19 protein-coding genes and 1 other RNA gene are annotated in these 22,133 nt (G+C 41.9%); 17 read left to right on the top strand and 3 right to left on the bottom strand.

Going from position 1 to position 22,133, the window contains the following annotated elements; genetic code table 11:
- Positions 1 to 54 precede the first annotated feature (54 nt).
- A complete protein-coding gene (locus K429_RS0127710; protein WP_007209706.1) occupies positions 55 to 657 on the top strand; it encodes a riboflavin synthase in 603 nt (200 codons plus the stop codon).
- Positions 658 to 754: 97 nt separating this feature from the next.
- Positions 755 to 1,291, top strand: a complete 537-nt coding sequence (locus tag K429_RS0127705; protein WP_029328862.1) for a nitroreductase family protein — start codon at positions 755 to 757, stop codon at positions 1,289 to 1,291.
- Between the two features lie 89 nt (positions 1,292 to 1,380).
- Here the strand turns inward: K429_RS0127705 and K429_RS0127700 are convergent, their stop codons facing one another.
- On the bottom strand, positions 1,381 to 2,697 hold the full coding sequence (locus tag K429_RS0127700; RefSeq protein WP_007209704.1) for a YihY/virulence factor BrkB family protein: 1,317 nt from the start codon (positions 2,695 to 2,697) through the stop codon (positions 1,381 to 1,383).
- 112 nt (positions 2,698 to 2,809) lie between these two features.
- An RNA gene (gene rnpB, locus K429_RS29620) (RNase P RNA component class A) lies at positions 2,810 to 3,211 on the bottom strand.
- A 254-nt stretch (positions 3,212 to 3,465) separates the two neighbouring features.
- On the opposite strand from rnpB, the gene K429_RS0127695 reads away from it, so the two are divergent.
- The 11 genes from K429_RS0127695 to K429_RS0127650 all read left to right on the top strand — a co-directional run bounded on the left by K429_RS0127695 (position 3,466) and on the right by K429_RS0127650 (position 18,743).
- A complete protein-coding gene (locus tag K429_RS0127695) occupies positions 3,466 to 4,668 on the top strand; it encodes an NlpC/P60 family protein (protein WP_029328861.1) in 1,203 nt (400 codons plus the stop codon).
- A gap of 104 nt (positions 4,669 to 4,772) precedes the next feature.
- Positions 4,773 to 5,939: a dipeptide epimerase gene (locus K429_RS0127690; protein WP_022210905.1), complete on the top strand. Its 1,167-nt coding sequence runs from the start codon at positions 4,773 to 4,775 to the stop codon at positions 5,937 to 5,939.
- A gap of 58 nt (positions 5,940 to 5,997) precedes the next feature.
- Positions 5,998 to 7,332: a transglutaminase family protein gene (locus K429_RS0127685; protein ID WP_029328860.1), complete on the top strand. Its 1,335-nt coding sequence runs from the start codon at positions 5,998 to 6,000 to the stop codon at positions 7,330 to 7,332.
- A gap of 278 nt (positions 7,333 to 7,610) precedes the next feature.
- The gene (locus K429_RS0127680; protein WP_029328859.1) at positions 7,611 to 9,182 is read left to right on the top strand and encodes a trypsin-like peptidase domain-containing protein; all 1,572 of its coding nucleotides are present in this window, start codon (positions 7,611 to 7,613) and stop codon (positions 9,180 to 9,182) included.
- A gap of 36 nt (positions 9,183 to 9,218) precedes the next feature.
- Positions 9,219 to 9,347, top strand: coding sequence for a hypothetical protein (locus K429_RS31370; RefSeq protein ID WP_118403829.1), 129 nt, complete (start codon positions 9,219 to 9,221; stop codon positions 9,345 to 9,347).
- Positions 9,348 to 9,393: 46 nt separating this feature from the next.
- Positions 9,394 to 10,254 carry an RNA polymerase sigma factor RpoD/SigA gene (locus tag K429_RS0127675; RefSeq protein ID WP_007209697.1) on the top strand — a complete coding sequence of 287 codons (861 nt, stop codon included), beginning with the start codon at positions 9,394 to 9,396 and terminating at the stop codon, positions 10,252 to 10,254.
- A gap of 197 nt (positions 10,255 to 10,451) precedes the next feature.
- Entirely contained in the window at positions 10,452 to 10,856 is a 405-nt protein-coding gene (locus K429_RS0127670) for a hypothetical protein (protein ID WP_022210741.1), read from the top strand.
- A 55-nt stretch (positions 10,857 to 10,911) separates the two neighbouring features.
- A complete protein-coding gene (locus K429_RS29210) occupies positions 10,912 to 12,645 on the top strand; it encodes a clostripain-related cysteine peptidase (protein ID WP_029328858.1) in 1,734 nt (577 codons plus the stop codon).
- Between the two features lie 254 nt (positions 12,646 to 12,899).
- Positions 12,900 to 15,398, top strand: coding sequence for an FAD-dependent oxidoreductase (locus K429_RS0127660; RefSeq protein WP_029328857.1), 2,499 nt, complete (start codon positions 12,900 to 12,902; stop codon positions 15,396 to 15,398).
- 35 nt (positions 15,399 to 15,433) lie between these two features.
- A complete protein-coding gene (locus K429_RS0127655; RefSeq protein ID WP_007209692.1) occupies positions 15,434 to 15,796 on the top strand; it encodes a MarR family winged helix-turn-helix transcriptional regulator in 363 nt (120 codons plus the stop codon).
- Positions 15,797 to 15,908: 112 nt separating this feature from the next.
- Complete coding sequence (locus tag K429_RS0127650; protein WP_029328856.1) at positions 15,909 to 18,743, top strand: bifunctional fucokinase/fucose-1-phosphate guanylyltransferase; 2,835 nt, start codon at positions 15,909 to 15,911, stop codon at positions 18,741 to 18,743.
- Between the two features lie 9 nt (positions 18,744 to 18,752).
- On the opposite strand, the gene rlmH is transcribed toward K429_RS0127650, so the two are convergent.
- Positions 18,753 to 19,226, bottom strand: a complete 474-nt coding sequence (rlmH, locus tag K429_RS0127645; RefSeq protein WP_033160743.1) for a 23S rRNA (pseudouridine(1915)-N(3))-methyltransferase RlmH — start codon at positions 19,224 to 19,226, stop codon at positions 18,753 to 18,755.
- A gap of 94 nt (positions 19,227 to 19,320) precedes the next feature.
- On the opposite strand from rlmH, the gene K429_RS0127640 reads away from it, so the two are divergent.
- The 4 genes from K429_RS0127640 to K429_RS0127625 all read left to right on the top strand — a co-directional run bounded on the left by K429_RS0127640 (position 19,321) and on the right by K429_RS0127625 (position 22,074).
- A complete protein-coding gene (locus tag K429_RS0127640; protein WP_007209689.1) occupies positions 19,321 to 19,713 on the top strand; it encodes a DUF4783 domain-containing protein in 393 nt (130 codons plus the stop codon).
- The gene (gene nadC / locus K429_RS0127635) at positions 19,706 to 20,554 is read left to right on the top strand and encodes a carboxylating nicotinate-nucleotide diphosphorylase (RefSeq protein ID WP_007209688.1); all 849 of its coding nucleotides are present in this window, start codon (positions 19,706 to 19,708) and stop codon (positions 20,552 to 20,554) included. Before K429_RS0127640 ends, nadC begins: the two co-directional genes overlap by 8 nt.
- A gap of 104 nt (positions 20,555 to 20,658) precedes the next feature.
- A complete protein-coding gene (locus tag K429_RS0127630; protein WP_029328855.1) occupies positions 20,659 to 21,369 on the top strand; it encodes a hypothetical protein in 711 nt (236 codons plus the stop codon).
- A gap of 6 nt (positions 21,370 to 21,375) precedes the next feature.
- Positions 21,376 to 22,074 carry a hypothetical protein gene (locus K429_RS0127625; protein WP_029328854.1) on the top strand — a complete coding sequence of 233 codons (699 nt, stop codon included), beginning with the start codon at positions 21,376 to 21,378 and terminating at the stop codon, positions 22,072 to 22,074.
- Positions 22,075 to 22,133 lie beyond the last annotated feature (59 nt).

Below are 22,133 nucleotides of genomic sequence, written 5' to 3'. Positions count from 1 at the left end.
ATCTTTGTGTTCTCCAAATAAGGAATTATAAATCATTAAATCGTAAACTGAATTATGTTTTCCGGAATAGTAGAAGAATGTGCCACTCTTGTGGCATTGGTAAAAGAACAAGAGAACGTACACTTCACGTTCAAGTGCTCATTTGTAAATGAATTGAAGATAGACCAAAGTGTATCTCATAACGGTGTATGCCTCACGGTAGTCAGCATGACAGAGGATACCTATACGGTTACAGCCATGAAGGAAACATTGGAGCGCTCCAATCTCGGGTTGTTGAACGTAGGAGACAAGGTGAATGTAGAGCGCAGCATGATGATGAACGGTCGCCTCGATGGACATATCGTGCAGGGGCATGTAGATCAGACTGCCACCTGTATCAGTGTAGAAGATGCCGAAGGAAGTTATTACTTCACTTTCCGGTATGCTTTCGATAAGGAGATGGCAAAGCGGGGATACATTACTGTGGACAAAGGCTCTGTAACGGTGAATGGTGTCAGTCTGACTGTGTGTAATCCAACGGACGATACTTTCCAGGTAGCTATTATTCCCTATACGTTCGAATATACTAATTTTCACGATATCAAAGTTGATAGCGTAGTGAACATTGAATTTGACATTATCGGCAAATATATCAGCCGGATGCTCCAGTTTAAATAATAGTTCACCACAGATTACACAAATAGCACAGAAATATTATCCTTTTATAATCTGTGTTTATCTGTGTAATCTGTGGTGCAATAAAAACATATATCAAATGGACTTTTTACAATTAGTAGCCTCCCGTCAGAGTGACCGCGCTTATGATATGACACGTCCTGTAGAGCCCGAGAAACTGGAACGGATACTGGAAGCTGCCCGTCTGGCCCCATCGGCTTGTAATGCGCAACCGTGGAAGTTTGTCGTAATCAATGATCCGGAACTTTCCGTTAAGGTAGGCAAAGCTACTGCCGGACTGGGGATGAATAAATTTGCTAAGGATGCCCCCGTTCATATTCTGGTTGTGGAAGAATCGATGAATGTCACTTCATTTCTGGGTGCAAAGATTAAGAATAAGTATTTCCCCTTGATAGATATAGGTATTGCCACTGCTCATATCACTTTAGCTGCCGAGAGTGAGGGATTAGGTTCTTGTATTCTTGGCTGGTTTGATGAGAAAGAGATTAAGAAGCTGACCGGTATTCCATCTTCTAAGCGCTTGCTATTGGTTATCACCATCGGCTACTCTGTAAAAGAGAAGAGAAAGAAGGCGAGGAAACCGAAGGAAAAGGTGGTTTCTTACAATAAATACTGATTCAGTGATAAAGGGTTAGTGATAAGTGATTAACAGATTGCGCTATGATACCGCATGGTACTAATCACTTATCACTAACCCTCCTAAAATTAAAGATCTTTCAGTAGCACATGGCTTGCGCTCTTATAATATTCTTCCCGTGCATTCATTAATACTTCCCATTGTTCGCTGAACTCTTTGTCCTTATCTATTTTGAAATCCTCCGAACCATGCGTGTCCAGTCTGTCTAACAACAGTGCGACGTTCATCTTATTAATATCCATGGAGGGTTGATAGCCGATATCTTCATTGTTTTCGTCTACTACTTCATGCAATAGATTTATTTCTTGTAACTCATATAGAATCTGGTGTGTCAACCGGATTGGTATCTGACACTCTTCGGATATTTCTTCTGCTGTATATGGTTTTGCATTCTCCTCAAATCTTTTGGCAATGAGGGACATGATAAGGATAGCCACGAAATCCCGATACCTCCGGCTGATATTTTTGGTGTCTTTGTCAAAACTGAAGTTCCGTATGTTTTGTCCCGCATACGTCAGTTCTGCACCAAACAGGCAGATTGTCCACGATATTTGTAACCATAGCAGGAATAGGGGAAGGGCAGCGAAACTACCATAAATAGCATTGTAACGCGATACCCACAACTGACCACTGATATATAGAAACTGGAATGCCTGGTGTGCCGTTCCTGCAAGAACCCCCGCAATGAGCGCATGCTTGAACTTTACTTTAGTATTCGGCATATAGATGTATAGGCCTGTAAACATGAACCAGGTCAAGGCAAAAGGTATGAGGCGGATCAGGAATTTCAGAATAGGAGCAAGCAGTACAAAATCTTCAATGTACTTCAGCGTTGTGCTCATGAAAATGGAGAGACCACCCGAAATTACAATTAAGATAGGCATCAGCAGGAACATAGAGAAATAGTCCGTAATTTTACGGTACATACTTCGTGCCTTTTTTATTTGCCAGATGCGGTTGAAGGTTATTTCAATATTGGTGATCAGGTTGATAACCGTCCATAGCAACATAATTAAACCTACTCCGATAAATATGCCGCTTTTAGTTTCAGAAAGATAAGAGTCTACGAATTGGAGGATGACTTCTGTGGTCTGGTTATGCCCTCCGAATCCCATTCGCACCTGATTCTCCATCAGATTGGAGAAGCCGAATCCACGTGCTATGGCAAATAATATGGCAAGTATAGGGACAATGGCAAGCAAAGTGCTATAAGTCAGTGCAGAGGCATTGTTTACTAGTCTGTCCTTGGTGAAGCGGTTGATACATAAATAAATGGTTTTGATTATATTGTAGAGGGAAAAAGTCGTTTTGGTGACTTCATCCTCTGTAATACGCCAGATGTCGTATGTAAGAAATTTCCAAAGAGCAGTAATACGTTTATTCATAATCAATGAAGAATTAGGAATGAAGAATTATGAATATAGAACGGAGAACTCTATCAAATTGTTGTATCATGCAGAAATTCTTCATTCCTCATTCTCTGTTCTTAAATTAAAAAAAAGCAGTCGGTCTGTAAGCCGGGTTCTGTTCTCTGTTTTCAGGAAGAAATCTTCATTATTCATTCATCATTCTTCATTCAGCAAAGTGTCTGTCATTTATCTGAGCCGCATGTCACCATACAGGCTTTAGCGGTCTACCCTCCGACATGGAGCGAGCAACTCTCATAGCGTCGGTTTACATGACCTTACAACTCCCAAGACGCACAGCCCTTGTGTCACCACAAGACTGGTAGGCTCTTACCCTACCTTCTCACCCTTACCCATGCCCAAGGACACCGGCGGTTATTTTCTTCTACGTTACTCTACCCTCGCGGACAGCTTTCTGTTAGGAAGTAGGATGCTCTATGTTGCCCGGACTTTCCTCATACGCCGAAGCGTAAGCGACAGACCGACCGGCTGCTTTTGTCCGGCAAAGATACGATTTTTATGCCAGCGGACACAGAAACTTGTAGAGTTTTTGTGTAAGGGAGGGCTTTTTCCGTATCTTCTCCATAATTATAGATACGGACCTGGTACGGACCGGATGCGGGGTAGATAACCTCCGGATAGCTTCCTTTTCTAAACACTTTCTTAATATTCCTGAAAATATATAACCAAAGTAGAAATTATTTCTAACTTTGCTAACACTTAATAACCCCCAAATCATTTTAGCTAATGAAGAAACTTATTCCTATCGTATCCCTGTTCCTTTTTGCTTCGTTGTATTCGGTAGCTTCGGAAATCGGGGACAGGACTATTCCTGCGGATGTAGTACAGTTGTCCGACAGCTTGAAGCGTCAGTATGCTCCTGATAAACGGGTAGCACTCTTTGATGTAGATTATTCCTTTTCCGGTAAAAATGTGATGTTACGTGGTGTGACTACTTCGGCCGAGGCGAAAGCTGCATTACTGAACGGGCTGTCGAAAGCTGACTATCAAGTAATGGACTGCTTACAGGTATTGCCGGATGAGGCTGCACTGGAAGGAAAAACTTATGGTATCATAAATGTATCGGTGTCCAATCTTAGGGTTGATCCTGACTTCTCATCCGAAATGATGACCCAGGGATTGATGGGAATGCCTGTCCGCGTATTACAGCGCGACGGTTGGTATCGCATTCAGACACCGGATAATTATATCGCTTGGGTACATCGTGTAGGTATTCATCCGGTAACGAAAGAAGAACTTCATGTCTGGAACAGAGCAGAGAAGATTGTGGTGACTTCTCATTATGGGTTTGTGTATTCTGAACCCAATCAGTCTTCGCAGACTGTTTCGGATGTAGTTGCAGGCAATCACTTGAAGTGGGAGGGAACGAAAGGTGCATTCTATAAGGTTGCATATCCTGACGGGCGGACCGGTTATATTTCCAAATCTATCTCCATGCCGGAAAAGAAATGGCGTGCCGCTTTAAAACAGGATGCTGCCAGCATTATTCGCACGGCACATACGCTGATGGGAGTTCCGTATCTTTGGGCAGGCACTTCTTCCAAAGGGATAGATTGCAGTGGCTTCATGCGTACCATTCTTTTCATTCATGATATCATCATTCCCCGAGATGCTTCACAGCAAGCGTATGTAGGCGAGCATATTGATATCGCTCCTGATTTCAGCAACCTGCAACCGGGCGACTTGATCTTCTTCGGACGTAAAGCTACGGCAGATCGAAAAGAACGTGTGGTGCATGTGGGAATGTATATTGGCAATAAACGTTTCATTCATTCGCAAGGTGATGTACACGTCAGTAGTTTTGATTCTGCCGATGAGCTTTTTGACGAATATAACCTCGGACGCCTTCTGTTTGCTACGCGCGTGCTACCTTATATAAATAAGGAAGCATCCTTGAATACTACGGAAACGAATCCTTATTATAAATAATAAAGTTACGAACTACAAGCTACAAGTAGCAATGCTCTCATTCTGCAAAGCTCTTGTAGCTTGTGGCTCCGTAGCTAGTAGCTCCTAACTTAAAAACAAATATTATGCAAAACAGAAGAGATTTCCTGAAAACAGCTGCTTTTGCCGCATTGGGCTCCGGTGTGGTTATCAATGATGTATTTGGAGGAGAAAGCGCTCCAAAACTGTTCAATATCAATAAAAGTGGTGTGAATGCCAGGATGAAATTGCGCTTCTTTCCATATGAGTTGAAGTTACGTCATGTTTTTACAGTGGCTACTTACTCACGCACTACCACTCCTGATGTACAGGTAGAGATTGAATACGATGGTGTTATCGGTTATGGTGAAGCTTCCATGCCGCCTTATTTACAGAAAGAACTGGGTACGATGGAAAGTGTACTGGCTTTCCTGAAAAAAGTTCAGGATATCATCGGACAGTTTTCCGATCCTTTCCAATTGGAGGATATTCTCGCTTATGTAGATAAGCTTTCACCGGGAGATGCCGCCGCTAAAGCTGCTGTAGATATTGCTTTGCACGACCTTGTGGGCAAATTGCTGAGAGCTCCGTGGTATAAGATATGGGGATTGGATAAGGAAAAAGCTCCTTCGACCACTTTTACCATTGGTATCGATACGCCGGATGTGGTACGAGAAAAAACGAAGGAATGTGCCGAGCAATTCAATATTCTCAAAGTAAAGCTGGGGCGTGAGAATGATAAAGAGATGATTGAAACAATCCGTTCGGTGACCGAGCTGCCTATTGCCGTCGATGCCAATCAAGGTTGGACGGATAAGCATTATGCCATTGATATGATACAATGGCTGAAAGAAAAAGGGATTGTCATGATTGAGCAGCCGATGCCTAAAACCCAGTTGGATGATATTGCCTGGGTGACACAACAGAGTCCGTTGCCTATCTTTGCTGATGAATCTTTGCAGCGTTTGAGTGATGTGGCCGGTCTGAAAGGTGCATTTCATGGCATCAATATCAAGTTGATGAAATGTACCGGTATGCGTGAAGGCTGGAAGATGGTGACATTAGCACGTGCTTTGGGTATGAAAGTGATGGTGGGCTGTATGACGGAAACATCCTGTGCTTGCTCTGCTGCTGCCCAGTTTTCTCCTGCGGTTGACTTTGCTGATCTGGATGGCAATCTGCTTATTGCCAACGACCGCTTCAAGGGAATGGAGGTCGTAAAGGGCAAGATCACGTTACCAGATTTGCCTGGCATCGGAGTTGTGAAACTGTAAGGATCCTGAATCGTAATTCAATTTCCGTTCTCAATTATCATCTATAAATTAGCTTATTATGAAAAAAGTATTGTATGCTGCTGCCTTGCTTTTCCTTGTAACTGCCTGTACTCCAAAACCGGAAAGCAAGCCCTATACCTGGGAAGATGATCTGCACCAACGCCTCCTCACTGATTTCTCTCGTACGGAAGATGAAGTGAAAGAGTATATTCGTAAGTATATCCCTGATGTTTCCGATGAGCAGATGTGCCAATGGGAAGCCTCCAAAGCATTGGAGTGTATGACTCTGAATGGTGAGAAGCGTTATTTCCGTAATGCCGCACCTAATTTATTCCGTGTAGACTCTGTCTGCTATCAGATAAAGGCTGCCAAAGATGGCGTCTCCTTCAGTGGCAGTGAAAAAGTAAATATGGAGAACCTGCCCGAAATCATTGCGAGTGTGAAAAAGAGTGGTAATCCTATCACTGCTCCCAAACGAATGCGGGTCACCTATACGCTCACGGTAGACAGTAATGCCGTTCCTGCCGGAGAGCTCGTCCGTTGCTGGCTTCCTTACCCACGTACCGACCAGTCACGTCAGCAAGATGTAAAATTCATCTCTGCCAGCGAATCCAAGTATACTTTATCCCCACAGGATTGCCTTCATAGCACTCTCTATATGGAAAAACGTGCAGTGCAAGATCAACCAACCGTATTCTCTGAAAGTTTTGAGTATACAGCTAATGCTGAATGGCATAATTTGAAACCGAAAGATATTCAGCCCTATGATACAACTTCTTCTATATATAAGGAATATACGGCTGAACGTGAGAAGCATGTCATTTTCTCACCACGTATGCGCGAACTTGCTGCCAAATTGACAGCTGGGGAAACCAATCCTTTGTTGAAAGCTAAACGCATCTTCCGTTGGGTGAATGATAACTTTCCTTGGGCTTCTGCCCGGGAATATTCTACTATAGAAAATATTCCCGAATACGTGTTAGATAATCATAAAGGTGATTGTGGGCAGGTTAGTTTGCTGTTTATTACGCTTTGTCGTATCAGTGGTATTCCTGCCCATTTCCAGAGTGGTTTTATGATGCATCCTAAAGCATGGAACTTGCACGACTGGGCGGAAATCTATTTTGAAGGCATTGGCTGGGTTCCTGTAGACCAATCATTTGGCATCCCTACTTTTGCCCGTAATGCGGATGAAGAATATTTCTTCTTGGGTGGCATTGACTCCTGGCGTATGATAGTCAACAGCGATTACGGTATGCCGCTGATACCCGAGAAAAAATATCCTCGTAGTGAAACGGTGGATTTCCAGCGTGGTGAAGTGGAATGGGAGGGAGGTAACCTTTATTTTCCGAAGTGGGATTATCACATGGATATAGAATATCTCGATAATTAAAGAGGTACTTTTCCCTGAAAACAGACCATCTATTTTAAACGGATAGATGGTCTGTTTGATTTTAACGCCTATCTGCCTTATTTTCACGTCAGTAAACGTGCATAAATGTAAAATTGTCAGGTTCTGTCGTTAACCGCTGTTAAGCCCCAAAAGTTCACTGTTAAAAGAGAACAAAAAAGAGTGACAAGCGGAATAAGTGAACGATTTTTGTCGTTATTTTAACGTCGAAATGTTAAACAAAACTTGAATATTAACAATTAAAAGAATAGAAAATTAGTATGAAACAGACAACAAAAAACATTCTCGGGGTTGCAGCTATCGTACTTCTCAGCTCAGGAGTAGCAGGTTTAACCACCTATAAGATGCTGCAAAAAAATATGCCTGCTGATAGTACCAGTGCATTCAATGAAATGTTCCAGCAAAATCCGAACGTACGTTTGGCCTCTTATAATGCCGTTGATGCGCAACCAGTAGATTTGACGCAAGCAGCAGAAAATTCAGTTCACGCTGTGGTGCATATTCGTTCTACTCAGACTTCCAAAGTTCAGGAAGTAGAAGTTAGAGATCCGTTTTCTGATTTCTTCGGTGAATTTTTCGGTGGTCGGGGCGGTACGCAAAGACGTCAGGTACAGACCCCTGAACGTACAGGCTTTGGTTCCGGCGTTATTATCTCTAAAGATGGATATATCGTAACGAACAATCACGTAATTGCAGGTGCAGATGAAATCAGTGTGACGTTGAATGACAATCGTCAGTTTAAAGGACGTATTATTGGTACGGATGAAGAGACAGACTTGGCTCTAATCAAGATAGAAGGTGATGACTTTCCAACTATTCCGGTAGGTGATTCTGATGCACTAAAAGTTGGTGAATGGGTGCTTGCAGTAGGTAACCCGTTTAATCTGACTTCTACGGTGACTGCGGGTATTGTCAGTGCTAAAGCACGCTCTTTAGGCATGAGTCAGCAAACTGGTAAACAGAGTATCGAGTCGTATATTCAGACTGATGCTGCAATTAATCAAGGTAATAGTGGTGGTGCATTGGTAAATGCTCAAGGTGAATTGATTGGTATCAACGCTGCTCTTTTCTCTCCGACTGGCTCAAATACAGGTTATGGTTTTGCCATTCCTACCAGTATTATGAAGAAAGTGGTTGCTGATTTGAAGCAGTTCGGTACGGTACAACGTGTGAAATTGGGTGTGAGTGTAACAGCACTTACTGAAGAGCCGGGCGACACACAGGTTGCTGATAAAGCTGGTAAGAAGTTGAGTGATATAAAGAAAGAAGCTAGAGAAAAATATGGTGTTATTGATGGTCTTTGGGTACGTGAAATCGTAGAAGGAAGTTCTGCTTCAGGTTCTGATATTAAAGTTGATGATGTAATCATTGGCATGGATGGTAAGGCTATTCATAAATTTGCTGACTTGCAGGAAATCTTGGCAAAACATCGTCCGGGAGATAAGGTACAAGTGAAGGTGATGCGTGATAAGAAAGAAAAGAATATAGAAGTTACGCTGAAGAATGAACAAGGTACTACGAAGATTGTGAAGAATGCCGATATGGATATTCTTGGTGCCGCATTCCGCCCTGTACCCGATGAATTGAAAAAACAATTGAATCTGGGTTATGGTCTTGAAGTAACGGGTGTTAGCAATGGTAAGATGGCAGAAGGTGGCGTCCGTAAAGGTTTCATTATCCTAAAAGTGAATAATGTACCGATGAAGACTGTGGAAGACTTGGAGAAAGTGATGAAAGAAGCTGCTAAGACTCAGGAACAGGTTTTGTTTATTACAGGTATGTTCCCCTCTGGAAAACGTGGCAGCTATGCAGTAAGTGTCGCTCAGGATTAATGGCTGGCATCGCTAAATTGTAGATTGTACATGTGAATAGGTAAGAAGATTGTAATATTAGCTAACAAAGAAGAAAAAGGATGTCGACAACTAACTTGTCGGCATTCTTTTTGTTTATATTGTATAGTGAATAAGATAAAAAAGTTAGGGCAAGTTTGCTTGTAACAAAATAATTTGTCGTAACTTTGCAACCCAAATCTGTTTTAGAAGAATGAGACAACTTAAGATTACAAAAAGTATCACTAACAGAGAGAGCGCTTCTCTTGACAAGTATTTGCAGGAAATCGGTCGCGAAGACCTCATAACTGTCGAGGAGGAGGTAGAGCTCGCTCAACGCATCCGCAAGGGTGACCGTATCGCACTGGAGAAGTTGACACGTGCCAATCTGCGTTTCGTTGTATCTGTGGCCAAGCAGTACCAGAACCAAGGTTTGAGTTTGCCCGACTTGATTAACGAGGGTAATTTAGGACTGATCAAGGCCGCCGAAAAGTTCGATGAAACACGTGGTTTCAAATTCATCAGTTATGCAGTATGGTGGATACGTCAGTCCATTTTGCAGGCTTTGGCAGAGCAGTCGCGTATCGTGCGTCTTCCGTTGAATCAGGTAGGCTCGCTGAATAAAATCAGCAAAGCATTCTCCAAGTTCGAACAGGAAAATGAACGTCGCCCGTCTCCCGAGGAGTTGGCAGATGAACTGGAAATCCCTGTTGATAAAATCTCCGATACGCTGAAGGTATCCGGACGCCACATTTCGGTGGACGCACCTTTTGTAGAAGGAGAAGACAACAGCTTGCTGGATGTGTTGGTGAACGACGACTCTCCTATGGCGGATCGCTCTTTGGTGAACGAGTCTCTTGCGAGGGAAATTGATAGAGCACTTTCTACGTTAACCGATAGGGAAAAAGAAATCATACAGATGTTTTTCGGTATCGGACAACAAGAAATGACATTAGAAGAAATCGGCGACAAATTCGGTTTAACCCGTGAACGTGTACGCCAGATTAAGGAAAAAGCAATTAGAAGATTAAGACAAAGTAATCGTAGTAAATTGCTCAAGTCTTATTTAGGATAAGTAAGAAATATCAATTTCCGACAAATAGAAGGAATTAAAAACCGGTAGGTCATGATCTGATCACCGGTTTTTTTGTTATCATTATTATAAAAGTGAAGATAAGCTGTATCTCAGCATAAAAAATGAATGAATTCTTTTTATTTTGCTCTCGGTTTGCATTATCTTTGTCGCCAACAATATATAATAAAAAACAGATTATGAAATACGTTCGTATACTTTTTGCTGTAGCTTTAGTTTTTATGGTATGTTCAGCATTCTCATTCAAGAAGGGTAAAGGAGAAAAAGCTGTGTATGCATTTGGTGTTGCTGCCTCTTTCAACGACACAGTAGTGTATTTTACTGATATTCAGGTATTGGACAGTGTGAAGCTGGATAAGGGTGGCTTCTTGCCTAAGCGTGATCTTTATACGTATCAGTTGAAGAATTATTTGGAATATGATTTGAAATCTCTTGATTATACGTGTATGATCTACTTTTCTGAAAACAAGAAGAAGTTAGAAAAGGAGGCTGCAAAAGTGAAGAGCAAGTATAAGAAGAATAAAACGATAGTATTGATGCCTATTGCTCCTGAAGCTTTCCGATTCAAGAAGCCGGAAGAGTAATTTGCTTTATTTCCTTAAGAACTTAAGGAATTTACTTAAATAATAGACCGTAGTCATGAAAACGAAACTTTACTTCTTTTTGTGGGTTTGTCTTTCTACATTGCTGATTGCATGTGTTGACGATGATATAGAACCGGATGTTGTTCCTGTAACAGGTGTGTCATTGAATAAGACTGCCCTTGCGTTAGATGAAGGGGAAAGTGAGAGTTTGATAGCTACTGTTATTCCGGATAATGCTACAAACAAAAAGGTTACCTGGAAATCTAGCGATACTAGTGTGGCTACGGTGAATGCAAGTGGAAAAGTGACAGCCCAGGCAACTGGAACTGTAGTTGTAGTGGTGATTACGGAAGATGGTGCGGAGGTTGCAACATGTACTGTTACTTGTGGTGATGGGGCTGTGGAACCTGAGATACCTGTAACCGATGTTGCATTGAATAAAAGCACTCTTTCACTAATAGAAGGGCAAAGTGAAAGCTTGCAAGTCATTATTACGCCGGACGATGCTACAAACAAAAAAGTCGCTTGGGTTTCGAATGACGAAAGTGTAGCGATGGTTGATGTAAATGGTAAGGTTACGGCTTTAAAGGCCGGAAGTACTACTATTGTAGCTGTAACAGAGGATGGTGCGATGACTGCTTCCTGTAAAGTGACTGTTGAGCCGGCTGCGCTTCTCAAAGGAACTCGTACGATTCTTGCATATATTGCGGCGGATAATACCCTTGCTTCATTTGCTTCTTTGGATTTAGCGGAGATGAAAGCGGGTATGGCGAAAGTTCAAGATTCTAATGTGCATTTTCTGGTTTATATAGATGATGGTAAATCTCCTCGTCTACTTGAGCTGAAGAATGAAAAGGGGGCAGTAGTGGAAACGGTAGTGGAAACTTATGGAAGTCGTAACTCTGTAGGTGTATCTGAAACGCAGGAAGTTTTTGCAAAAGTCTTTTCGAATTCCAAATATCAGGCTGACAGTTATGGATTGGTTTATTGGTCACATGGTGATGGATGGCTACCTTATCCGTTGCGCGCTGGTACTCGTTGGGTAGGCCAGGATAAAGGTAATGGTGATAACAGAATGAATATCTCTGAATTTGTTGAGATATTAAAGTCTGCTCCTCATTTTGATTTTATATTGTTCGATGCTTGTTTCATGCAAGCAGTGGAGGTTGCCTATGAGTTGCGTGATTATACGGATTATTGTATAGGTTCTCCGACTGAAATTCCAGGTCCTGGTGCTTCGTATGATGCAGTTGTTCCTGCTATGTTTTCTGCTGAGAATGCGGCAGTGAATATTGCTAAGGCTTATTATGAACCTTATGCGGCTAAATATGATGAAGGTAAAGGCTTGTCAAATAGTAATTGGACAGCGGGTGCCTCTGTGTGTGCGCTGAGAACTGATAAATTGGTTGATCTGGCAAGAATAACGAAACAGGTTTTGCCTGGATCAGTTGATAATGCGCAATTGCGCAGTTTGATTTTTGATTATGATAAACGTCGTGGTTCTGATGGATTTCAGGATGGTCATGTAGGTTATTATGATATGGCAAATATGATGAAAAAAATCATTGTTAATGGTGGTTATCTAACGTGGAGGCAGGCTTTTGATGCCGCTGTAGTATATTGGGCGACTACTTCTATGAATTATTCTGCTTATATTGGTATGTTTTCTATGGAAGGCACTAATGGAGTGTCCTGCTATATTCCTTCAGTATCTAATACTGTTACTGATAAAGCATATCGCTCTACTGAGTGGTATACATCCGCCGGCTTTGCCGCATTAGGCTGGTAATATTTTCTTTTTAATATATAAGTGTGGTGTTTGAGCCTGTAAATTAGCCTCAAACCAGATGTCTGTGTCTCTTCTTATGCGCCTAAATTAAGGGTATATGAACTTTCTCTCTTTGAATATGTAGTATGTTTCTAATGGACTTAATGTGCGCTATTTTGTTGTTGTATTGTGATTTAACATTATTTTCCATTGGAAATTATTTTGTTTTAGAAAATATTCTTTTCTTTGCACTATCAAAACTAAAATAAAGAAGTATGAAGTATATAATTATTGGAGGTGTTGCCGGGGGAGCTACGGCGGCGGCACGTTTAAGAAGAGTTGATGAGAAATCTGATATTCTTTTATTTGAGAAAGGGAAATACATTTCGTATGCAAATTGCGGCTTGCCTTATTATGTAGGTGGTGTCATCGCAGAGCGTGAGAAATTGCTGGTGCAAACGCCGACTTCTTTCGGCCAACGCTTTCGTGTAGATGTACGTGTGGAGAATGAAGTTATCGCTATTCATCCTAAAGATAAAACGATTACTGTTCGCACTGCAGACGGTCGCGAATATGAAGAAACCTATGATAAACTTTTGTTGTCTCCGGGTGCTACACCTGTTCGACCACCACTGGAAGGTATCGATTCTGAAGGAATTTTCACTCTCCGTAATGTTGAAGATACCGATCATATAAAGTCTTATCTTACGGAAAACTCCGTAAAGCGAGCGGTTGTAGTAGGTGCGGGCTTTATTGGACTGGAGATGGCAGAAAATTTGCATCATGCCGGAGTTGCTGTATCTGTTGTGGAAATGGGTAATCAAGTAATGGCGCCTATTGATTTTTCGATGGCTGCGCCTGTTCATCAACATTTGATACAGAAAGGTGTGTCGCTCTATCTGGAAGAAGGAGTAACTCATTTCCAGCGTACAGAACAAGGTATTACCGTCTTTTTGAAAAGTGGAAAAACGATTCCGGCAGATATGGTATTGCTTTCTATCGGAGTGCGCCCTGCAACGGCTTTGGCTAAACAAGCTGGACTGAAGATAGGTGAAGCAGGTGGTATCTGGGTAAATGAATATCTGGAAACTTCTGCAAAAGATATTTATGCTGTAGGGGATGCTATTGAATATCCGCATCCATTGACTGGGAAACCGTGGTTGAATTATCTGGCAAATCCGGCTAATCGTCAGGGACGTATTGTGGCTGATAATATGGTATTTGGTAATAAGGTTGCTTACGAAGGTGCTATCGGTACTTCCATCGCAAAAGTATTTGATATGACGGTTGCTTCTACGGGACTTGCTGCTAAGCGTCTGAAGCAATGGGAGATGGAATATCAAAGTTCTGTTACTCATTCGTCTTCTCATGCAGGGTACTATCCGGATGCATTACCCTTGACTTTAAAATTAACATTTCATCCTGTTACGGGAAAATTATATGGTGCGCAGGGTATTGGTTATGAGGGTGTGGACAAACGTATTGACCAGATTGCCGGCTTGATCAAGCGTGGTGGAACGGTATATGACTTGATGGAAACGGAGCATACTTACGCTCCTCCGTTTTCTTCTGCAAAAGATCCTATTGCTATTGCCGGATATGTTGCTTCTAATATTATCAGTGGTGCAATGCCTGTCGTAACTTGGCGAGAACTGGTACAGCATAAGAATGAAGTAATGTTAATAGATACCCGTACGGCTGAAGAATTTTCTTTTGGAACTATTCCGGGAGCAATTAATATTCCGTTGGATGATTTAAGAGAGCGTATGCTCGAAGTTCCTACTGACAAGCCCATTGTATTGTTTTGTGCTGTAGGTTTGCGTGGATATCTGGCACAGCGTATCCTGATGGGAAATGGATATAAGAATGTGCGTAATCTTTCGGGAGGATACAAACTGTATTCTGCTGCGGTTGCTCCGGTACCGGTACCTTCTATAGCGGCTGCTTCAGCTGATGCTCGCGTAACTTTTGGCTCTACTGAAACTTCGGGAACTGTTGTGCAATCCGATTTTATATTATCAGCTGGAGGTTCATCTAAAGAACCATTGAAAATCAATGCCTGTGGTTTACAATGTCCGGGACCTATCATGCAAGTGAAGAAGGCAATGGATACTCTTGAACCGGGAGAACAGGTGGAGATTGTGGCAACTGATGCCGGATTTGCACGTGATGCTTCTGCCTGGTGTGATACGACGGGTAATCGTTTGGTGGGGAGCCATGAAGATAAAGGACGCTATACGGTAGTTATAGAAAAAGGTAATTCGAATATGGTCTGCCCTTCTTCTACCGGAACTGTAGCAGCGGGTAGGGGAAAAACATTGATCCTTTTTAGTGATGATTTGGATAAAGCTTTAGCTACTTTTGTATTGGCAAACGGGGCTGCGGCAACTGGGCAAAAAGTTACGGTATTCTTCACTTTCTGGGGATTAAATGTTTTGAAAAAAGTGCAGAAACCGAAAGTAAAGAAAGATATTTTCGGCAGGATGTTCGGTATGATGCTTCCTTCCAGTTCTTTGAAACTGAAATTGTCTCAGATGAATATGTTCGGTACGGGAAGTCGCATGATGCGCTTTTTAATGAAGCGTAAAGGGGTAGATTCTTTGGAATCACTTCGTTCGCAGGCGCTTGCTCAAGGAGTGGAATTTATAGCCTGTCAGATGTCTATGGACATGATGGGAATCTGTCGTGAAGAGTTGTTGGATGAGGTAACTATCGGTGGTGTTGCAACTTACATGGAGCGCGCAGATAAAGCCAATGTCAACCTTTTCATATAGTTATTTGTTATTTAACAAATAAAGAAGAAAAATATATGGAAGACTTATGTAAAATACGTGATGTTTACCGGGCGATAGCTGAGTTTGAAACCCAATTTATGCAGCAATACAATCTTTCGCTGAATGAAGGAATGTTGCTCTGTACACTTCTGAATACTCCCCGGCTTACTTCCGGGGAAATAGCAGAAGCCTTGGGATTAACTTGTTCTAATACTTCCAAGTTGATACGTTCTGTCGAAGAAAAGAAGTTAATAGCCCGTATTATTGGTAAAGTGGATAAGCGCCAAATGCATTTTTCATTGACTGCAGAAGGAAAAGAACAAATCACTGCGATCAAAAGTACTACTCATGAGATGCCTGAACTCTTACAACAAATAGTGGGTTTGCTGGAAAAATAGAAGATGGAGATAATTTTATCTCCATCTTCAAAAATATTAAAAATTTTTCGTGGATTTTGCTTAAGATTGCTTTAATTTGCAGCTAATATATTAAGCATTATAGCAATTGAATATGCAAAAATTATTATCCTTGCCGCCTAATCTTGTGTCGGCATTCTATGAACTGGAAAATGTAGACCGTACGGAATGGTTTTGTACATCTGACCCTATAGGGATGAAACTGGGGTCGGGTGGTGGAACCACTTGGCTTCTGCGGGAATGGTATAGAAACCAACAAACAGAACACTCAACAGAGAAACGTATTCTGCTGCATGCCGGTGGACAAAGCCGCCGCCTCCCTGGATACGCTCCCTCCGGGAAAATATTAACTCCGATACCTGTATTTCGCTGGGCACGTGGACAGAAGTTGGGACAGAATTTATTGTCTTTGCAAGTTCCACTTTATGAGAAAATCATGGAACGGGCACCGGAAAAACTGCGTACTTTGATTGCGAGTGGAGATGTGTATATTCGTGCTGAGAAACCTTTGCAGGAAATACCGGATGCAGATGTGGTATGTTACGGACTTTGGGTAGATCCGGTATTAGCGACACATCATGGAGTGTTTGTTTCTGACCGGAAACAACCGGAAGCATTGGATTTTATGTTGCAGAAACCGTCATTGCAGGAACTGGAGAATCTTTCCAAGACTCATCTCTTCCTGATGGATATAGGAATCTGGTTACTGAGTGATCGGGCTGTAGAGTTATTGATGAAGCGTTCGCTGAAAGATGGCTCGGGTTCTGATTTAAAGTACTATGACTTGTATTCAGATTTCGGTTTATCCCTTGGTAATCATCCACGCATTACTGATGATGAGTTGAATAGGTTGTCTGTAGCTATATTGCCATTACCCGGTGGAGAATTCTACCACTACGGCACGAGTCGTGAACTACTTTCCTCAACTGTTACTTTACAAAATAGGGTGTACGATCAGCGTCAGATCATGCACCGGAAAGTAAAGCCCAATCCTGCAATATTTGTACAGAATGCAGAAGTAGGTATCTCTCTTTCTTCCAATAATGATAACCTTTGGATTGAAAATAGCTTTGTTGGTACATCATGGAAGATAGGTTCCCGGCAAATCATTACGGGAGTACCGGAAAATGACTGGACGTTAGAATTACCGGATGGAGTTTGTATAGATATTGTGCCTCTTGCAGAGAAGCATTGGGCAGTTCGTCCGTATGGTTTCGATGATGTATCTAAAGGAGATATCCGGGATGAAAAAACTTTGTATCTGGGGATTTCCTTCCCTGATTGGTTAGCGGAGCGTGGACTGACTCCGAATGATGTAACTGGAAGAAAAGATGACTTACAGGCTGCCGGAATCTTCCCTGTGGTAGAAGGTGTTGAGCAGATGGGCGCAGTACTTCGCTGGATGACTTCGGAGCCGGAATTGACAGAAGGTAAGGAAATCTGGCTGAACAGTCAACGTCTTTCTGCCGATGAAATCTCAGCGAAAGCTGATTTACGTCAATTATATGCCCAACGCGAGAGTTTCCGGAAAGGTAATTGGGAGTTGCTGGCACGCAATTATGAGAAGAGTGTCTTCTATCAGTTGGATTTGGCTGATGTTGCCGAGGATTTCCATTGTTTGAAGATAGATAAACCGGATGTGTTGCCGGCTGATGCACCTCAGATGCAGCGTATTCATAATCGGATGCTTCGGGCTCAGATAGATAAACTGAACGGAAAAGACTTTCTGAATGATGAAAAAGAGGCTTTCGGATTACTGCGCGAAGGATTACTTTCTGATTTATATGAAAAGAAAAGCAGCCCATATCTGAATGTATACAGCGATCAGATTGTTTGGGGGCGCAGTCCCGTACGTATTGATGTTGCAGGTGGTTGGACGGATACTCCTCCATATTCTCTTTTTGCTGGTGGGAATGTAGTGAATCTGGCGATTGAACTGAATGGACAACCTCCTTTGCAGGTTTATGTGAAACCTTGCAAAGAGTATCGCGTTGTGTTGCGTTCTATTGATATGGGAGCGATGGAAGTAGTGAATACTTTCGAGGAATTGCAGGATTACTGTAAGATAGGTTCTCCTTTCTCTATTCCGAAAGCAGCGTTGACATTGGCTGGTTTTGGTCCGGCGTTTTCAGAAGTGGTTTATCCTTCGTTGGAGAAACAGTTGCAGGCATTCGGCACAGGTATAGAGATTACTTTATTGTCTGCTATTCCTGCAGGCTCGGGCTTGGGAACCAGTTCTATATTAGCTTCTACGGTTTTAGGCTCTTTGAGTGATTTCTGTGGCTTGATGTGGGATAAGAATGAAATATGCCGTCGTACACTTGCTTTGGAACAGTTACTAACAACGGGCGGTGGTTGGCAAGATCAGTATGGCGGAGTGTTACAAGGCATCAAACTGTTGCAAACAGAAACCGGGTTTGTACAGAATCCGTTAATACACTGGTTGCCTGAACATCTCTTTACGCATCCTGAATATCGTGACTGCCACCTATTATATTATACGGGAATTACACGTACTGCTAAAGGTATCCTGGCAGAGATTGTGCGTTCCATGTTCCTAAACTCATCTGCGCATTTGGCTATATTGGAAAATATGAAAGCGCATGCATTGGATATGGCAGAAACCATTCAAAGGAACGACTTTGAAACCTATGGCGCATTGATTGGTAAAACGTGGATGCAGAACCAAGCTCTGGATTGCGGTACTAATCCTCCGGCAGTAGAAGAAATTATCAATAAGATTAAGGACTACACACTGGGATATAAATTGCCGGGTGCAGGTGGGGGAGGTTATTTGTATATGGTGGCGAAAGATCCGCAGGCTGCATTGCGCATCCGTGAGATACTGACGCAGGATGTACCGAACCCTCGCGCACGATTTGTAGAAATGGCGTTGTCGGGAACAGGATTCCAGGTGTCAAGATCTTAATTAAGATCGTTATTCGTGATGGTAAGGACCGCCATTGAGTATATTCATGGCCCGGTATAACTGCTCTACAAAAATCAGCCGTACCATCTGATGCGAGAAAGTCATTTTAGAAAGGGACATTTTCTCATGTGCTGCCTGATATACTTTGGGTGAGAAACCATACGGTCCACCGATAACAAATACAAGCCGTTTATTTACGGTGTTCATCTTGCGCTTCATATAGTCCGCGAACTCTATGGAGCGCATTTCTTTTCCCCCTTCGTCCAGCAATACAATCACGTCGCCCGGCTGGAATGCCTTGCATATCAATTCCCCTTCTTTTTCTTTCTGAACTTCCATTGAAAGACTTTTCGTATTCTTCAATTCCGGGATAACTTCCATTTCGAAGGATAAGTAGCGTTTAGTACGCTGTACATAGTCGTTAATGGCAGTTATAAAGTGCTGTTCTACAGTTCTTCCTACGACGAGTAATGTTGTTTTCATGCTGCTTACATTCTGATTTGTGCACAAAATTAGCGCTTTTTTATTGTATTTTACAATAAATGCTTACCTTTGCGTATCATTAATACTTGTGATTATGAAAAAACGAGTAGTTTTATTGTTGACCTGCCTTTTCTTATGGGTGTCCTCGATCTTTGCTCAGGACGTACCTGTGGGGGTGGTTGTGGCCTTCAAGAAGGGAAACTCTCAGGAACTAAACAGGTATCTGGGTGATAAGGTGGATCTGATTATCCATAATCGCACGACCAATGCTGACAAGCAAACGGCAGAAGGAACTATGGCTAATTTTTTTGCCGAGAACAAAGTCAGTAGCTTCAATGTGAATCACGAAGGAAAGCGGGATGAATCAAGTTTCATCATCGGCACTTTGGGAACCGCAAATGGAAACTTTCGAGTGAATTGTTTCTTCAGAAAAGTACAGAACAAATATGTTATACATCAAATAAGAATAGATAAAACGAATGAATAAGGAAGAAGAACTGATTGACAGGCTGATAGATCTCGCCTTTGCAGAAGATATAGGTGACGGAGATCATACCACCCTTTCGTGTATTCCCGCTACGGCAATGGGTAAATCCAAACTTTTGATTAAAGAGCCGGGTATTCTGGCTGGTATCGAAGTTGCCAAAGAAGTGTTCCGTCGTTTCGACCCTACTATGAAGGTAGAAGTCTTCATCAATGATGGAGCTGAGGTGAAGCCGGGCGATATAGCAATGGTAGTGGAAGGCAAGGTGCAGTCTCTGTTGCAGACAGAACGCCTGATGCTGAACATTATGCAACGCATGAGTGGCATTGCTACCATGACGCATAAATATGCCGAGAAACTGAAAGGTACGAATACGCGTGTGCTCGATACCCGTAAGACTACTCCCGGTATGCGTATCCTTGAGAAGATGGCTGTAAAGATTGGCGGTGGTGTAAATCATCGTATCGGACTGTTCGACATGATTTTGCTGAAAGACAATCATGTGGATTTTGCCGGAGGTATCGACAAGGCTATCAATCGTGCTAAAGAATATTGCAAGGAAAAAGGTAAAGACCTCAAGATAGAGATTGAGGTACGTAACTTCGATGAATTGCAACAAGTGCTTGATCTTGGTGGCATAGACCGTATCATGTTTGATAACTTCACGCCTGAAATGACAAAGAAGGCTGTGGATATGGTAGGCGGTCGTTATGAAACCGAGTCTTCGGGTGGTATCACTTTCGATACGCTGCGCGATTATGCCGAATGTGGCGTAGACTTTATCTCTGTAGGTGCTCTGACCCATTCTGTAAAAGGATTAGATATGAGTTTTAAAGCATGTTGACAAAGGCGAAAGGCTGTATTTAGAAAATAGCAAGAAGCCTCTCATAAGTTTGCCATCATATTGCAATCTTAATGAGAGGCTTTTTTCATAGATACTTGGAAAGTATGGAAAAGATAGATTGGAATAGGGTAAAAGCTACTATCAGAAATTGGAAGCCTGGCGAGTATATACGGCAAACTTCTATTGTTGTGATCGGTGTGCTGATAACCTTCGTTGGCAGTGAACTGGTCACCAGATGTTCGGAACAAGCGGATATTAAATCTACTATGTTGCTGATTAAGGATGAACTGAAAAGTAATCGGAAGAACTTTGAAGGTATTGTGTCTGAATTCAGCACAGATGAGCGCCTTTCTGCTTTGTTGGTGGAACATGATATGAATGTTCGGCTGATACCGGAAGATTCGCTGAAGCAATTTCGTTATTCTATAGGGCAGATTCGTAGTTTCTATTATACCCGGAATGCGCTGGACATACTTAAGAACTCTATGCTGATGCAGAAAATATCCGATAAAGAGTTTTTGCTTTCATTGATTGATGTTTATGAAGCATTAGAAGGATTTAAACTATCAATGAATGGGTATTATGATATGAAGGAAGATGCGGCTATTCCCTTTTATTTGACTTTGACTGATGAACAGACAAATACGGTTAATGAGGGAAAATGGGAAGCATGGGAAATATATCTTTCAGATAGGAAGTTGCGAAACTTTTTGAAAATTCCACAGGGATATTTTATTCCTGGCTATCAAGAACGTATAGAGCAAAAGATTGATAAGATGATTCAAACCATTGAACAGAAATATGGTTCAAGATAAATACTTATGGGAAATATAGATAAGATAAAGTCTACGATTAAAGGCTGGAGATTGGGAGATTATTTCCGCCAGTTCAGTATTGTGGTGGCAGGTATTATCGTTACCTTTTGGGGAAGCGATAAGGTTACGGAGCATAGTCGTCAAAAAGAGGTGCGGACCGCGATGCAACTGGTGGCGGAAGAATTGGAGTATAACAGAAAGGAACTGCGTAATATAAAGCACTTGTTGGATATAGACAGGAACATGAGTTCTTTGCTAATAGAGCATAAAATGGATATATCGGGAATACCGGCGGATACTTTAAGTAAGTATGACAAGCTTTTCAATAATATGAGTGAACTCTCTTATAAAACCGATGCATTGGATGTCTTGAAAGGTTCTTCGTTGATGCAGTATATTTCTGACAAGCGTTTGTTGCAGGATGTATTGCAAACCTATTTTGAGTTGGGAAGGCGGAAGAAAGATGTCAGTGATTACTATGCAGCAAAAACGGATGTAATTATGAAACTTGCCATGTCCAGGAATTTTAAGTTTGCTTTGAAAACTAACAATAACCTGCTGAATCAAATCTCATTTCTTATAAGTAATGATCAATTTGTCAATTTTGTCATAATGGTACCCGGTTTCTTATACTGGGAAGAATTTGATGAACTGGATGAAATGCTTGACAAGCAGATACAAACTTTGAAAGCAAAGTATAAATAATCTCCATTCTTTAACTTCTTTTTAGATATAACATTGCAGCATTCTACGGAAAGCTGCGT

The organism is Bacteroides sp. 14(A), from assembly GCF_000526555.1.
In the GTDB taxonomy this organism is placed as follows: Bacteria; Bacteroidota; Bacteroidia; order Bacteroidales; family Bacteroidaceae; genus Bacteroides; species Bacteroides cellulosilyticus.
Note: the sequence above shows the minus strand (reverse complement) of the source record. Positions and strands in the feature narration are given on the sequence as shown.

What these genes read in the sequence shown, in the direction of transcription:
- K429_RS0127710 (WP_007209706.1), top strand. Translation starts at nt 55, where the DNA reads ATGTTTTCCGGAATAGTAGAAGAATGTGCCACTCTTGTGGCATTGGTA.
- nadC (WP_007209688.1), top strand. Translation starts at nt 19,706, where the DNA reads ATGAATAAGGAAGAAGAACTGATTGACAGGCTGATAGATCTCGCCTTT.
- K429_RS0127630 (WP_029328855.1), top strand. Translation starts at nt 20,659, where the DNA reads ATGGAAAAGATAGATTGGAATAGGGTAAAAGCTACTATCAGAAATTGG.
- K429_RS0127670 (WP_022210741.1), top strand. Translation starts at nt 10,452, where the DNA reads ATGAAATACGTTCGTATACTTTTTGCTGTAGCTTTAGTTTTTATGGTA.
- K429_RS0127650 (WP_029328856.1), top strand. Translation starts at nt 15,909, where the DNA reads ATGCAAAAATTATTATCCTTGCCGCCTAATCTTGTGTCGGCATTCTAT.
- K429_RS29210 (WP_029328858.1), top strand. Translation starts at nt 10,912, where the DNA reads ATGAAAACGAAACTTTACTTCTTTTTGTGGGTTTGTCTTTCTACATTG.
- K429_RS0127705 (WP_029328862.1), top strand. Translation starts at nt 755, where the DNA reads ATGGACTTTTTACAATTAGTAGCCTCCCGTCAGAGTGACCGCGCTTAT.
- K429_RS0127660 (WP_029328857.1), top strand. Translation starts at nt 12,900, where the DNA reads ATGAAGTATATAATTATTGGAGGTGTTGCCGGGGGAGCTACGGCGGCG.
- K429_RS0127690 (WP_022210905.1), top strand. Translation starts at nt 4,773, where the DNA reads ATGCAAAACAGAAGAGATTTCCTGAAAACAGCTGCTTTTGCCGCATTG.
- K429_RS0127675 (WP_007209697.1), top strand. Translation starts at nt 9,394, where the DNA reads ATGAGACAACTTAAGATTACAAAAAGTATCACTAACAGAGAGAGCGCT.
- K429_RS0127685 (WP_029328860.1), top strand. Translation starts at nt 5,998, where the DNA reads ATGAAAAAAGTATTGTATGCTGCTGCCTTGCTTTTCCTTGTAACTGCC.
- K429_RS0127625 (WP_029328854.1), top strand. Translation starts at nt 21,376, where the DNA reads ATGGGAAATATAGATAAGATAAAGTCTACGATTAAAGGCTGGAGATTG.
- K429_RS0127680 (WP_029328859.1), top strand. Translation starts at nt 7,611, where the DNA reads ATGAAACAGACAACAAAAAACATTCTCGGGGTTGCAGCTATCGTACTT.
- K429_RS0127700 (WP_007209704.1), bottom strand. Translation starts at nt 2,697, where the DNA reads ATGAATAAACGTATTACTGCTCTTTGGAAATTTCTTACATACGACATC.
- K429_RS0127640 (WP_007209689.1), top strand. Translation starts at nt 19,321, where the DNA reads ATGAAAAAACGAGTAGTTTTATTGTTGACCTGCCTTTTCTTATGGGTG.
- K429_RS0127695 (WP_029328861.1), top strand. Translation starts at nt 3,466, where the DNA reads ATGAAGAAACTTATTCCTATCGTATCCCTGTTCCTTTTTGCTTCGTTG.
- K429_RS0127655 (WP_007209692.1), top strand. Translation starts at nt 15,434, where the DNA reads ATGGAAGACTTATGTAAAATACGTGATGTTTACCGGGCGATAGCTGAG.
- rlmH (WP_033160743.1), bottom strand. Translation starts at nt 19,226, where the DNA reads ATGAAAACAACATTACTCGTCGTAGGAAGAACTGTAGAACAGCACTTT.